The sequence below is a fragment of the Paraburkholderia sp. SSBN10T genome, from assembly GCF_056619545.1.
This window is the reverse complement of sequence record NZ_JBWQQI010000002.1, coordinates 192416-206533: the sequence shown is the minus strand read 5'-3', so window position 1 is coordinate 206533 and position 14118 is coordinate 192416. Positions and strand designations below refer to the sequence as shown.

Annotated in this window: 10 protein-coding genes; 9 read left to right on the top strand and 1 reads right to left on the bottom strand. The window is 57.7% G+C overall.

The window, feature by feature from the left end:
• The first annotated feature begins 52 nt into the window (after window positions 1-52).
• The 9 genes from AC1ECK_RS03540 to AC1ECK_RS03500 all read left to right on the top strand — a co-directional run bounded on the left by AC1ECK_RS03540 (window position 53) and on the right by AC1ECK_RS03500 (window position 12894).
• A complete protein-coding gene (locus tag AC1ECK_RS03540) occupies window positions 53-2824 on the top strand; it encodes a type VI secretion system Vgr family protein (RefSeq protein WP_480315920.1) in 2772 nt (923 codons plus the stop codon).
• A 2-nt stretch (window positions 2825-2826) separates the two neighbouring features.
• On the top strand, window positions 2827-4317 hold the full coding sequence (locus tag AC1ECK_RS03535; protein WP_480315918.1) for a hypothetical protein: 1491 nt from the start codon (window positions 2827-2829) through the stop codon (window positions 4315-4317).
• 36 nt (window positions 4318-4353) lie between these two features.
• Window positions 4354-5427 carry an Imm72 family immunity protein gene (locus tag AC1ECK_RS03530; RefSeq protein ID WP_480315916.1) on the top strand — a complete coding sequence of 358 codons (1074 nt, stop codon included), beginning with the start codon at window positions 4354-4356 and terminating at the stop codon, window positions 5425-5427.
• A gap of 93 nt (window positions 5428-5520) precedes the next feature.
• Window positions 5521-6384 (top strand): Imm72 family immunity protein, encoded by an 864-nt coding sequence (locus tag AC1ECK_RS03525; RefSeq protein ID WP_480315914.1) that lies wholly within the window; start codon window positions 5521-5523, stop codon window positions 6382-6384.
• 63 nt (window positions 6385-6447) lie between these two features.
• Window positions 6448-7422 (top strand): Imm72 family immunity protein, encoded by a 975-nt coding sequence (locus AC1ECK_RS03520; RefSeq protein ID WP_480315912.1) that lies wholly within the window; start codon window positions 6448-6450, stop codon window positions 7420-7422.
• An 89-nt stretch (window positions 7423-7511) separates the two neighbouring features.
• On the top strand, window positions 7512-7799 hold the full coding sequence (locus AC1ECK_RS03515) for a PAAR domain-containing protein (RefSeq protein WP_480315910.1): 288 nt from the start codon (window positions 7512-7514) through the stop codon (window positions 7797-7799).
• 199 nt (window positions 7800-7998) lie between these two features.
• Entirely contained in the window at window positions 7999-10671 is a 2673-nt protein-coding gene (locus AC1ECK_RS03510) for a type VI secretion system Vgr family protein (protein WP_480315908.1), read from the top strand.
• Window positions 10672-10673: 2 nt separating this feature from the next.
• Complete coding sequence (locus AC1ECK_RS03505) at window positions 10674-12086, top strand: hypothetical protein (protein WP_480315906.1); 1413 nt, start codon at window positions 10674-10676, stop codon at window positions 12084-12086.
• A 46-nt stretch (window positions 12087-12132) separates the two neighbouring features.
• A complete protein-coding gene (locus AC1ECK_RS03500; RefSeq protein ID WP_480315904.1) occupies window positions 12133-12894 on the top strand; it encodes a hypothetical protein in 762 nt (253 codons plus the stop codon).
• A gap of 46 nt (window positions 12895-12940) precedes the next feature.
• Here AC1ECK_RS03500 and AC1ECK_RS03495 read toward each other — a convergent pair whose 3' ends face one another.
• Window positions 12941-13966 carry a reverse transcriptase family protein gene (locus AC1ECK_RS03495; protein WP_480315902.1) on the bottom strand — a complete coding sequence of 342 codons (1026 nt, stop codon included), beginning with the start codon at window positions 13964-13966 and terminating at the stop codon, window positions 12941-12943.
• Between the last annotated feature and the right edge of the window lie 152 nt (window positions 13967-14118).

The window sequence follows — 14118 nt, the reverse complement described above, 5'->3', positions numbered from 1 at the left end:
TCTCGTAAAATCCCGCGGTAGCGCGGGGGCGCATCTGCATAAAAGAGGCGGTATGGGAGCGCAGGACATAATCGGGGCAATAAGGGGCACATTTGTCCAGAGCGGCCGGATACTGAAACTGGACACCCCGCTAGACAAGCAAGTCCTATTACCGCAGCGGGTTATCGGACGCTCACGGATTGGCCGCGACTACACGTTCACGGTCGATGCGGTCTCCACGTCCGACACCATCGAGCTCAAAAAGCTGATCGCCCAGTCCGTCACGCTGTGGATCCAGCAGTCGGACGATTCCTATCTGCCTCATCACGGTTACGTGCACACCGCACGGCGTCTCGGCTCGGACAGCGGCCTGGCCAGCTATCAGCTCACCTTTGCATCGTGGATGCACTTTCTGCGTTTTCGTAAAGACGCACGAATCTGGCAGGACAAGTCTGCCGACGAGATTCTCACCGACGTATTCAACATGCACCCGCAGGCGCAAGGTGCGTTTCGTTTCGCCTTGCAAAATCCGCTTCCCTCGCGGTCCTTTTGCGTGCAATCCGAGTACGACTGGAACTTCGTCCACCGCATCATGGAAGACGAAGGGCTGTTCGGCTTTTTCCAGCAGTCGGACGATGGCAAATCACACACGCTTGTCATCACCGACAACCTCGATTCGATGACACCCCTCAGTCCGCAGACAATCCAGTTCTACCGGGCAGGTACCAACAGCGAGACCGATGCCCTGGTGCAATGGGCCGGCACACGAACGTTGCAAAGCTCGAGCCTCACGCGAACCACGTTCGACTACAAGGACCCGACCTTCAGCAAGCAGTCCAGTTTTCCGACGATGGGAAATCAGGGCAATCTGCCCGGACAGGCGGAGGTGTACGAGTACACAGGCGCCTATACCTATGCCGACAGCCAGCGCGGCGACAGGCTGACCAAGATTCGCCTTGAGGAATGGGAATCCAGAGCGAAGCGGTTTTACGGTGCCGGCGCGGTACGCCGTATGGACGCCGGCCACTGGTTCGAACTGGAAGACCATCCCGATCATGCTGGCGGTGATGCGCAAAACCGTCAGTTCGCGGTCATGGAGACGGCATGGTCAATTGTGAATAATCTGCCGGTGACAAGCCAGAGCGCCGACTTTCCTCACAGCCTGAAAAGCGAACTCGCGGCGATCGAAGCGGCTCATCGGGATTCGAGCGCGCTAACCGTCAAGCATGCCGATGGCAGCGAGGGTTTCTTTCTGGTCGAGATCGAGGCCCAGCGGCGAACCGTGCCGTATCGCAGCCCGTTCGAGCATCACAAGCCGGAAATGCACCAGCAGACGGCAATCGTCGTCGGCCCGGGAAATCAGGAGGTCTATACCGACGAACTGAACCGGATCAAGGTTCACTTTCACTGGGACCGCCTGAATGAGGGTGACGAAAACGCGTCGTGCTGGGTACGCGTCGCGATGTCGGATACGGGCGGGGGATATGGCGGTGTGCATGTCCCCCGGGTCGGAGAAGAAGTGCTGATCGACTGGTTTGGCGGGGATTGCGACCGTCCGGTTGCTACGGCGCGGATTTACAACGGCGCAACCACGCCGAATTGGCATTCCAATGGCATCTTGTCCGGCTACAAGTCGAAGGAATATCAGGGCAGCGGTTACAACCAGATGGTGATGGACGACGCGACTGGGCAAAACCGGGTTCAACTCTATTCCACGAGCACCAATGCCCACTTGCATTTAGGTTACCTGATCGAACAGAACGACAATACGCGTGGGGCGTATCTCGGTAGTGGGTTCGATCTGAAGTCGGATGCGTACGGCGCAGTCAGAGCGGGGCAGGGGTTGTACGTGTCGACGCACCCGGCCGCTGGCGCGTCGGACCAGCCACTCGATGTACATAGCGCGAACAATCAGCTCGTGACTTCTGCAAGCGCGATCGACGCGCTCTCTCAGGCCAGCGAAGCGGGCCAGGCGGAAAGCCTGAAAGATGGTCACGAATCGCTAAAGTCATTCGCCGACGCGACACAGAACAATGTGTCGGGCGCAGCAAGCAGCGGCGGCAACACGGGTGGTGGCGGCACGGGCACAGCCAACGCGTTCAAGGAACCGGTCATGCTGTTGGCGTCGCCGGCCGGCATCGCGATCTCGACGCAGAAATCCGCGCACATCGCGGCCACCGAGCAAGTCAACTTCGTTAGCGGCCAAAGCACGCACATTGCGTCTGGTAAATCGCTGATTGCGAGTGTGTCGGAGAAGATCAGCCTGTATGTGCAGAACGCCGGAATGAAACTGTTTGCGGCGAAGGGCAAGGTTGAGGTTCAAGCGCATTCCGACAACGTCGAATTAACTGCCCAGAAGACCTTTAAGTTGCTCGCTGCGACGGAAAAGATCGAAGTCGCAGCCGCGCAGGGAATTCTCCTGACAGCCGGCGGCGGGTATATCCGCATCAAGGACGGCAACATCGAGATTCACGCGCCGGGCAAGGTCGACGTCAAGGGAAGCCAGCATTCATTCAACGGACCCACCCAAGGTAACTACCCGCTGCCGGCGCTTCCAACGGCCCACTATGACGCCGCTATGCAATACCTGTATCACGACAACGAGCCGGTGCAGGGAGCCAAGTACGTCGCGACGCTATCAGACGACAGCACGCGCGAGGGCGTGTTGGACGCGCAGGGACGAATGCATCTGGAAAACGTGCCGGCCGGCCCCGTTCAGGTCAAGCTCGGGCCGGATACGCGCAGCTACGCGCGCAAGAACCTGACTAAAAATCCGGACTTCAAGGGCGAGTCGCTTTCCGACGGCGACATCGATTCACTGATCCAGAAACACGGGGGAGCGTGATAGTGAGTTGGAGCATTGAAGATTTCAAAGAAACCTCGATGGAGGTCGGGCAATGGTGCTGGGGAACGATGCAGGGAGCGTTCAACGAAAAGCAGACCATTAGCCAGATCATTACCGATGCCGCTATCGGCATGATCCCAGTCGTCGGGGACGTGACGGCCGTACGCGATCTGCTCGCGGTCAGCATCGGTATGAGCACCGATCCGAGGAAGCGCCAGGAAGTCATGCAGTGGGTCCTGCTCGTCATCCTCGTGTTCGCGCTGATCCCGGTGGCGGGCGGTGTCATCAAGGGCGTGGGACGACTGGCTTTGCGCGTCACCGGCGACGCGGTGAAGGACGGAAAGTTGCTGGGCGAAGTCATTCAGTTTCTGAATCGCATGGGTCACGGCGATGCGGTCGAATGGCTGCGTTCGCTCAATGTGAAGCAATACCAGCAACAGATTATCGATAAGCTGAAGAACTTCTGCGAGAGCATGGATCGCGCGATCAAGAAGGTTCTCGACGCGCAGGTCGGCAAGATGCTGCCGGATCAATGGCGGCTCCAGCTTCAGACGGTCGGCGGCGGATTTGAGGGATTGTCGGAAGAGGCCGACAAGATGGTCCCCAAAGCAATGGACGAACTGGACAACAAGATTCGGGTATTGCAGAACACCGCATATGACGGTGAAAAGCGAACGATCGCGACGGGCGGCCAGCCGAAGGTCGCGCGGGAAGCGGAGGCGGATCTCGAGGAGAAGGTGCGAACGCCGAAACTTCCCGCGGGGCGCTATAGTCCCAATGACGCGCTCGTACGGGAAACCGATAACATTGCTGTGTTCAGGGCAAAATTCGGAGACTGGATCGCGAAAGGCTGGCCGGATTTGTTCCGTAAGACAGACACAATGCTGTACTTCGGAAGGGAGCAGGTTTATTCAGCCATAGCCTCATTTCATGGAGAAATTGCTGCATGGGACGCGGCCAAGCTGGCTGGTAAACAGGTGTTCCGGGTATTTGGCAGAGCAGGCAAAATTGGTACTGAGTCCGCCGCCGGCGGCATGTATTGGGGTTTAGGAAAAGCTCCAGAAACCGCCGAGGAATGGCGTGAATTGTGCGCGGTGCTCGATAAGTTCAATGCCAACGGTTTCATCGCGATCGCGCATTTACCTAACAATCTCGCCGATATCTGGCCTGAAGCGAAAGTCTGGATGGGGCAGGTCGCGGAACAATACGGTCGTGGAGGGGGAGAACGCCTCCAGTATCTGGAGGGTGGCGGTGAACAACTCTTCGGGAGTTTTGGCGAAGGGATCAACGATGCCGTGACAAAGATCGGCGATCTCATGAAGAAAGGTGAGTTGCCCGACGTACACACCGAAAATATCAAGGGTGTCGTTTTCAAGTTCTATAAAACGAACTGGAAAAACGTAGAGGAGCTATTCGGCTATGGGAAAGCGGCGGAAGATGCCAGCGCTGCGTCCACGCGAAAACTGGCCGAAGATGAAGTCCGCAACAAATGAACGCCCAAACGGTGCACAGACAATACGGTTGGAGTAATGAGCCAATACAACATGCAGGATGACGTCACGCGTCGCAAAGTTTTCTGGTTGCTTCAGCGTTTGACCAGTTGGTCTCTCTGGAACGCCAAGCACGATGCCTTCAAGGTATTCGCCGACGCCTTCGGAACGGCGATCAAGACGTGGCCGTCGAACGATCCTGAGACTCTAGAGGCGGATCATCTCAAGATCATCTACGAGATCTTGGCTTGCTACGCAAAAGGACTACCCGAACTGGCGAACGGTCGTCGTTTTGTTTGGCGCGTCGATCAACCGCTTGAACGGGTTGTTGACCGGTTCAACGAGTTGGCCCGCTATTTTTATCGCAACCCGAAATACTGGGAGCACGGCAGCCAGTTCGCTCCCTATCCGCCCAAAGTCGATGCGCTTTATCAGATGATGCGCGCATCCGAATTTCAATTGGATGATGCGCCACTCGAAATCATGACGAATCGCATGCTGGCGGCCCTAAGGACGGCGGACATCCTGTTGGACCCCGCAGCTTATGACCGCGGCTTCTACAAGCTAGACTATCCGACTTTCCCGGACGTCTTGCCCGAGGTGCCTGACTCACCCGGTCCCGTGATCCGGTCTGGTCAGACGGTTCCATGCGACGGCATTTGGGAACCTGTCACGATTGAACAGCACCGCGTGCTTGGCGTCATTCCGGTTGGCTCGGGCATGTTCGGAAACGACGGGTGTTTCAACTATCTCGTAGCCGATACTGAAGCGCCTAATCTCTCGCTCGTCGACATGGTGAAGGCTACCATCACCCCAAGACCCACGCACTGGCGCCTGCTCTGGGAAGACACGCGCTATCGGGACGGCGTCATTCCGGACGAGTCGCAATATTTCCTTCAGCCGAAGGCAAAGGAATCGTCAGCGCCCGAAGCGGTTCCGTCCGTCCGCACTGGCGACGTCTGCCCGGTATCCGGCGAGTGGCACACGGACGAATATGGCGGCAAGACCGTACAAGTTGAACAGGGTGCCTCTATGCCGGACCTGTTGGTCAAGGATAGTCTCGGTGACCTAAAGGTGTATTGGGTCACTTGGAATCTAATAAGAAGGTCTTAGTCATTCCGTCTGCACGTCCGGGGCGAGAGAGTTGGTGAACGAGAAGTCTGCAGCAAATGACACCCAGACAGGTTCTACGGACAAGTGGTAGCAATGATGAACAAAGACGACATGCAGGACGACGTCACACGTCGTAAAGTTTTCTGGCTGCTCCAGCGCCTGACCAGTTTTTCGCTCTGGGAAGCCAAGCACAATGCCTTCAAGGTATTTGCCGATGCTTACGAGACGGCGATCAAGACGTGGCCGGAGAACGATCCGGAAGCGATGGAAGCGAGTCACCTGAAAACGATCTACGAGATCCTGAATTGCTACGACAAGGGACTTGCAGAACTCGCGAAAGGCCGACGTTTCGTGTGGCGTTCGGGACAAGCCCTGTGGCAGGGAGCCATTCGATTCGGCGATCTGGATCGCTACTTCTATCGCAATCCAAACTATTGGGAGCACGGCGGTCAATTCGAGACTTACCCGCCCAAGGTCGATGCTTTATACCAGCTCATGCACCAATCGCAATTCCAGTTGGATTCCGAGCCGCTGGAGGCGTTGTCGCCCAATCCCATTACTGGGTTGGAATGGCCTAATGCACTGCTGGATCCGGAGCGTTACAAGCACGGTTTCTACGAATTCGCTTACCCAACATTTCCCGAGACTTTACCTGAGGTGCCGGATCCGACCGGTCCGGTGATCGAGTCCGGTCAGACGGTTCCGCGCGATGGAATCTGGGAGCCCGTCGTCATCGAGCAGAGCAGCGGACCCGGCGTCATCTCGATTGGAGCAAAGCTGTTGAGTAACAACGGATGCTTCAATTATCTGGTCGCGGGCGTGATTGCGCCGAACTTCTCGGATACCGACGTCGATACGTTCACCGTGACCCTCAGGCCCACGCACTGGCGTCTGCTCTGGGAAGACACACGTTATCTGGACGGCGTCATTCCGGACGAGTCGCAATATTTCCTTTAACCGAAGGCAAAGGCCAGTGAGCGACAACACGCGATAGCGATCGAAACAATAAACCAGTGCGACATGCAAGACGACATCACACGACGCAAGGTTTTCTGGCTGCTCCAGCGCCTGACCAGCGTTTCGCTGTGGGCAGCGAAGCATAGCGCTTTTAAGATATTCGCCGACGCATACGAGACAGCGATCAAGACGTGTCCGGCGAACGATCCGGAAGCGATGGACGCAGATCACCTTAAAACGATCTATGAAATCTTGGGCCTTTACGACACAGGCCTAGCCGAACTCTCGCGCGGCCACCGTTTTGTCTGGCGCAAAGGTCAGGCACTCGACCGTGTGGTCAATCGCTTCAATTATCTGGCCAGCTATTTCTATAGGGACCCGAACTACTGGGACCGTGGCGCCCAGATAGAGCCGTATCCGCCCAAGGTCGATATGCTCGCCAAGTTGATGCGCGCGTCCGAATATCAGATGGAGCATGCGCCATTGGAGGTATGGGGTACGGACGACAACGTAGCGCAATTGACGTCGCCTTCGATATTGTTGGACCACGAGAAGTACAACTACAAGCTATACGAGCTCACCTATCCGACTTTCCCCGACGTCTTGCCCCAAGTTCCCGATTTGCCCGGTCCGGTGATCCAGTCTGGCCAGAAGGTTCCGTGCGATGGCATCTGGGAACCTGTCACCATTGAGCGAAGCCGCATGCTCGGTGTCATACCATTTCACGCAAAACTATTCGGGGACAACGGGTGTTTCAATTACTTTGTGGCGGACACTGTAGCCCCTAATCTATTAAGCGTTGATCGTGCGACGTTCAATGTAACCCCTCGGCCTACACATTGGCGTCTACTGTGGGAGGACACGCGCTACACGAACGGCGTCATCCCAGACGAGTCGCTGTACTTCCTTGAAGCAAAAGACCACTTCAAAAGTGCAATCGCCTTGCGTCTCTTCTACGATTGGAGTAGATACGTTTGTCTTCAGCTAGAGAAACCCTCTCGATACACGCCGCCCCGCGCTCGACGATGGCCACTCTGAGCGGCGCTTACCCGAAGTAGCCAGAAAAACATGCCCATCTGTTAGGCCCCGATTGAATTCAAAACAACGCCATAACCCAAAGAGAAACCATGAAACGTTATCTGATTTTGAACGGTGATAAGACGACAGCCAGCGGCATCGTTCAGGCAGCGCCGACTTCGATCCAGCTAAGCGGGAAGGACGTCGCGCACGAAGGCGATGCGGTAGCCTGTCCGGCCTGCAATACAACGGGGAAAATCCAGTGCGACGGGCCGCGCCAGATCATGACGGCGCCTGACGGAAGACATGCCGCGCTCAGCGACGATTTGTGCATCTGCGGTTGCCATCCGCCTCCTCGGCTAGTGGCGTCGCAGGAGATGATGTCTACCGAAGCGTAACGCAAGCCCCTTTTGCCAGCACCGCCACCGCGCCTTTTACAAATACACAGTTAGTTTTACCGATATTCAAAACGCATTGAATATCACGGAATAATTTCCGATTTTATATGCATTTCCACTGAGACATTGCGATAATCAATTGATTTTATGTAGAATCGCGCGATAACGCGGCGGCGCGTTTTGAATAAATAGAGGCGGTATGGGAGCGCAAGACCTGATCGGTGCGATAACTGGCGGACTCGCGCAAACAGACCGCATGCTGAAACTGGACAGTCCGCTGGGCAGCAACGTCCTACTCCCGCAGCGGCTGGTGGGCCATTCCAGGCTTGGCCGTCACTACGATTTCACACTCGACGTCGTCTCCACCAATGACAGCATCGAACTGAAGAAGCTGATTGCGCAGCCGGTCACGCTGTGGATGCAGCAATCAGACCAGTCGTACACTCCGCGTCACGGTTATGTTCACACCGTCCGCCGTCTGGGTTCCGACAGCGCGTTAACCAGTTACCAGATCGCCTTCGCTTCGTGGATGCATTTTCTGCGTTTCCGCAAAGATGCACGGATCTGGCAGGATAAATCGGCCGACGAGATTCTCACCGATGTATTCAATATGCATCCGCAGGCACAAGGTGCGTTCCGGTTTGCATTGCGTAATCCGCTGCCGCAACGATCATTTTGTGCGCAGTACGAGGACGACTGGAATTTCTGTCACCGGCTGATGGAGGGCGAGGGGCTGTTCGTCTATTTCGAGCAGGCCGCCGACGGCAAGTCGCATACGCTGGTCGTCACCGACAATCTCGATACGTTGCAGCCGCTGTCACCGCAGACAGTAAACTTCTACCGGTCCGGTACCAACAGCGAAACCGACGCGTTCGTGCAATGGAGCGGCACCCGCACCCTGCAGAGCACGACCCTTACGACGCGCACGTTCGACTACAAGGCGCCATCGTCACCCGCAAACCCGAAGGGAACGACTGTTCCGACGCTGACCACGCAGGGCGACCTGCCGCAGCAGGCCGAGGTCTACGAGTACACCGGCGCCTATACGTATGCGCAGCAGGACCGCGGCGACCACCTATCGAAGGTGCGGATGGAAGAGTGGGAGTCGCGGGCGAAGCGCTTCCACGGCGTGGGCGCGGTCCGGCGCATCGACGCCGGCCGATGGTTCGAACTCGTCGACCACCCTGAGCATGGCGCCGGCAGCCAGCAGGAGCGGCAGTTTGCTGTGATCAGCGTCGAATGGATGGTGGAGAACAACCTGCCGGCCTCGAGCGGCACCACCGACTTTCCGCATAGCCTGAACGGTGCGCTGGCCGCCGCCCGCGCGCAGCATGGGGCGCTGACGGTCAAAGGTAGCGACGGCAGCGAAGGCTTCTTCATGGCCACTGTGGAGGCTCAACGCAAAGCCGTCCCGTTTCGCAGCCCGCTGGAACACCACAAGCCGGAGATGTATCTGCAGACCGCGACGGTCGTCGGCCCCGCGGACCAGGAGGTATTCACCGACCCGCTCAACCGGATCAAGGTGCAGATGCACTGGGACCGCCTGAACCCGGGCGACGAGAAGGCGTCGTGCTGGATGCGTGTGGCGCAGTCGAGCGCGGGTGGCGGATACGGCGGTGTGCATGTGCCGCGGATCGGCGAGGAAGTGCTGGTGTCGTTTGTCGACGGCGACTGTGATCGGCCGGTCGTCGTCGGACGGGTGTACAACGGTGCGAAAACGCCCAACTGGCATTCGAACGGCATCCTCTCCGGGTACAAGTCGAAGGAGTACCAGGGCAGCGGTTACAACCAGATGGTGATGGATGATGCGACCGGGCAGAATCGGGTGCAGCTCTATAGCAGCAGCACGAATGCACAGTTGCATCTGGGATATCTGATCGCACAGACCGACAACGCACGCGGCGCATATCTGGGCAGCGGGTTTGACCTGAAGTCGGATGCGTACGGCGCCATCCGGGCCGGCCAGGGGCTGTACGTCTCGACGCATCCCACCGGCGGCACGGCGAGCCAGCCGCTTGATGCGAGCAACGCGAGCAGCCAGTTGGTGAACTCGGAAAGCGCGATCGAGGCGCTGTCACAGGCGAGCGAGACACATCAGGCGGAGAGCCTGAAGGATGGGTACGACTCGTTGAAGTCGTTTACGGATGCGACAAAGAACAGCGTGTCGGGCGCAACAGGCTCAGGCGGCAACACGGCGGGCGGCGGGACCGGCAACGCGAACGCGTTCAAGGAACCGATCATGTTGTTCGCGACGCCGGCAGGCCTCGCGATGTCCACGCAAAAGTCCGTTCACATCGCAGCAACCGAGCATGTCAATGTGGTCAGCGGCCAAAGCACCCATATCGCGACGGGCAAATCCCTGCTCGCGAGTGTCGGCGAGAAAATCAGCCTGTTTGTGCAGAATGCAGGGATGAAGCTCTTCGCGGCGAAAGGCAAGGTCGAGATCCAGGCGCAGTCGGATAACCTCGAACTCACTGCTCAAAAAACCCTGAGGGTACTGTCTGCCACCGACAAGATCGATGCCGCAGCGAAGCAGGAGATCCTGCTCACATCGGGCGGTGCATACATTCGGCTCAAGGACGGCAGCATTGAAATCCACGCGCCGGGCAAGATCGACATCAAGGGTAGCCAGCATTCGTTCAGCGGACCGACAAGCCTCGACCAGACGTACAACATGGAAGGCAAGAAGGCCGATATGCGAATCCGCTATGTCGATGCGGATGGCAACGCGCCTGAAGGTGAAGCGATCAAGCTCGCGTCGGAGGACGGCACGGTGCATAACGTCGTTCTCGATGGCGAGGGCAAGGGACAACTCAGCGGCATCGATTTCGGCAAGTTCGTGGCAGACCAGGTCAAGCGAAGCGGAGAATAACAATGGGCGATCGTCCCCTGATTCAACACACTGTCTGCATCGACTTGCCCGGAGAACCAGTCGAATGTTGGGCTGAAACGGATCTCACCGTACTGCTTCGCAAGCACCGCGACGTGATATTCGATATCCAGGTGAAAAAAGGCGCTACCTACACGGTCGAAGCAACCGAGGATTGGATCTACGACGTAGCCAAGAAGAAGCGCGTCAAGCAGGGGCAGTTTCAGGACGGCCAGCGTTATCACATCTGGATCAGCCGCGATTTCAAGGGACATCTGATACTCAAGCAGAACGGCAAGGTGTATCAGAACTATTCGATGCGGATGTTCGGATTGACGAATGTCGACCCGTCGCCGAAAACCAAGCCGGAGCCGATCATCATCGCGATCGGTACGAATCAGGCCACGCATCCACCGACCAGTTCTACGTCCCCGAAGCCGACGAGCGTCTCACCGTTGTTTGCGTACCCGCAAGCGCCCGTTCCTGATTATTTGCGCAGCTCATCTCCGCTAGATCCGCTTCAGGCGAACCAGCTCTGGACATGCCCGTTGCCGATCAAACTCACGTCCGGCACCACAGTCGAGCCGATGCAGGAAGCGCATGTCTTCGAAGTCGACAAGAACTCGATTCCAAAAGAGGTCGCGGATGCATTGGCCGCGGGCGGCTCGGACGAAACGGCAATCGACACTAACAAGATCGCCACGCGTAACTGGCTCATTGGGCAACTCGCCGGTACCACCGCGTTCCTGAACGACAACAAGGAGTGGATCAAGGAACTCTGGGGAGAGACGTTCAGGTTGACGAAGGTCGTCCACAAGAACGTGGGGGAACGGACATATGTCGTTTTCTCCGGCAACCCGAGATTGCGCAAGCTGGTGACGGCGGCGAGGTACGGCGTGAAGAACGAGAAAGTGCTGACCATTGCGGGCGGCGCGGGCACGTCCGAGTCGGCCGCAGCCGCTGCCTGGGAAGGGTCGAAAGGCGCGTTCAAGAAGGCCGGCTTGATCGCGCTGATTTTTACCATTGTGCTCGATACGGCAGAATGGCTGCACGACTACGAGCAGATCGGGCCGGACGGCAAGAGAAAGAAGGACTTCGCGGACTTGCTGGCCAAGATTGGCATTGACCTGGTTAAGGCTGGTTTGAGTGCGGCCATTGCCTCCGTTGCGGTCGGCGCCATTGTGGCCGGCCTCGCGGGCACCGTCGCCTTGCCGGTCGCGGCCATCGTGGTGGGAACCATTGTTGTAGCGATCGCAGTGGGCTACGGGCTCGACTGGATCGATAAGAAAACCAACGCCACGGGGCATGTCACTTCGTGGTTTCGCTCGATCGGCGAGTCGATGAAGCACGCGGCCGAATACCTGGAAAAGTCCATGCCCAAAGACTATGATGGGTACCCGATGATGTATATGCCGTGACAGGGTATCCAACGGAAAACAAGCCTAGATGCCGAAAGCGCAATCGATGACGAAGTCCCAAGCCGAAGCGAAAGACGCGGTTTGGGAAATGACGAAGAAAGCGGCGCCAATGAGCCTGCTCTTGCCCCTACTAGGCACCGGCGTTTCATACGCGGCGTATGCGGACGATCTTTCGGTATCCGGATGGCCGTGGAAAATCGGGCTGCTGGTTACATTGGTTTGCTTCCTGGTACCGTTGGCTATCTCCAGGATGTACCGTCGCACGAACCTCGTGTGGGTATGCGGGCTTGTACTATCGATCGCGATATTTGCGGCCTATTTTTTCTTCGGCATATTCGCGTACTTCTACTACTTCGTGTTTGCGCCGATGCCGCTCGTTCTCCGATGGCCGGGGCTGCTGGGCGGCATTGCATTGACGCTTTACTGGGTTGTCATGTCGAGGCAAACGGTAATGCACACGATCACGACTACCTCGTTCGTCGGAAAGGCGTTCGATGAGAGCGAATCCGATCTTCGCTATCGAACCCAAGCCGGAATGACATTGTTCGAGCAGCTCAATAAAGAACGGTCGCCGTTTCCAAAGATCTATTCTTATATCGCCTTTGGCATTGCGCCGTTCTATCTGATACTGGGCCGGCTGTTGTCGTCGAACTTCGGGACGAACGGTGTGTTGTTCGCTTTGGCGGTGTTGGGTATGCCCGTGTCTCTTTGGTTTATCGGCTTGCTTGTCCGCATCTATCTCGTGATGGTTAGCTTGCCTAGAAAGCTGGAGAAGGAGCACGGCAAGCCCGTGTTGGTGGCCGAGTAGAGGAAGAAGGGCATTCTATGCCGCTCGATGAAGGCCGGTTCCTGCCCTACGCTCCCTCACCCGCACCAACCTCCTCCCACCGAATCCGCTCAAAAACTACCTTCAACTTCGCCCCCCGCGCCGCATTCAACATGCCCGCCTGCGCGACGCGTCCCTGCAGATGAGCACGAAAATCCGCATGCCCCTCTCGGTTTTGCGAAGCGGCGCCATAGCGGACACAATTCGTCAGAATCGCCTTGAGCGTATCGAACTCGTTTCGCGCGAGGTTCGGATGCTGGTTCACCACCACCCCAGCCAGGTGCTGCCTGGCGCCGCGTCGCATCACGCGCGTCTTACGCAACTGAATCGAGAATCCCTCTTCGAGCGCAATCGCAGCCACCCGAATCTGAAGCCGCTCAATCACACGCGCCAAATCTTCACCCCCTGAAAACGCCAGATCATCCGCATACCGCGTATAGCTCGCTCCAACCGAGCGCGCCAGCCCCTCAAGCCGCACATCAAGCCGATAAGCACACAGATTGGCGAGCGCCGGCGACGTAGGCGCGCCTTGCGGCAGATGCCGCGTCCGGTACCGCTGCCGCTCCAGCCAGTCCATCTTGTCGCGTACATCCGCAGCCAGTAAACGCGCACTAGGAACCCGATTCGTGCAAATAGCAGTGAGCGCCCGCGCGACTTCCAGCGGATACCCCAACGTCCGCATCAGTGCATGGATGCGCGGAGCATGAACGGACGCGAAAAAATCCGCCAGATCAAAGCGAACCACCACAGCCTTCCCAGCATGCGGCGCCGCATAGGACACGGTATTTCGCCCCTTGCGAAACCCATGCGCGCAATCATGCATCGGAACCCGTTCAAGCAAGCCGTGCAGAACCTTGCGCTGCAAACTGCGTAAGCGCGACTTCGGAATCTCGATCAACCGGCAGCGGCCATCGCGTTTCTCGATCGCCTTGTACGTGTAGTGATGAAGCGGCGTATCCGCACCATGCGGCATCACTCGCCACCGATCCGCAAACCAATCCAGCTCAGCATCCTCGACTTCCAGCCACGCGGCGAGATCGCCGAGCGTCGGCAACTGCGGCAACGCAACGTCACGCAACCGTGGCGGTGGCAGTTTCTGCGCCGGAGTACGCCTTAGCACGCGCACGACGAAAGGCCGCGCATCGCTACGCCAGGCAGCAACGAATCCCGCCGTCTTCGCCACCATCATCGACACTTCGTGACTCT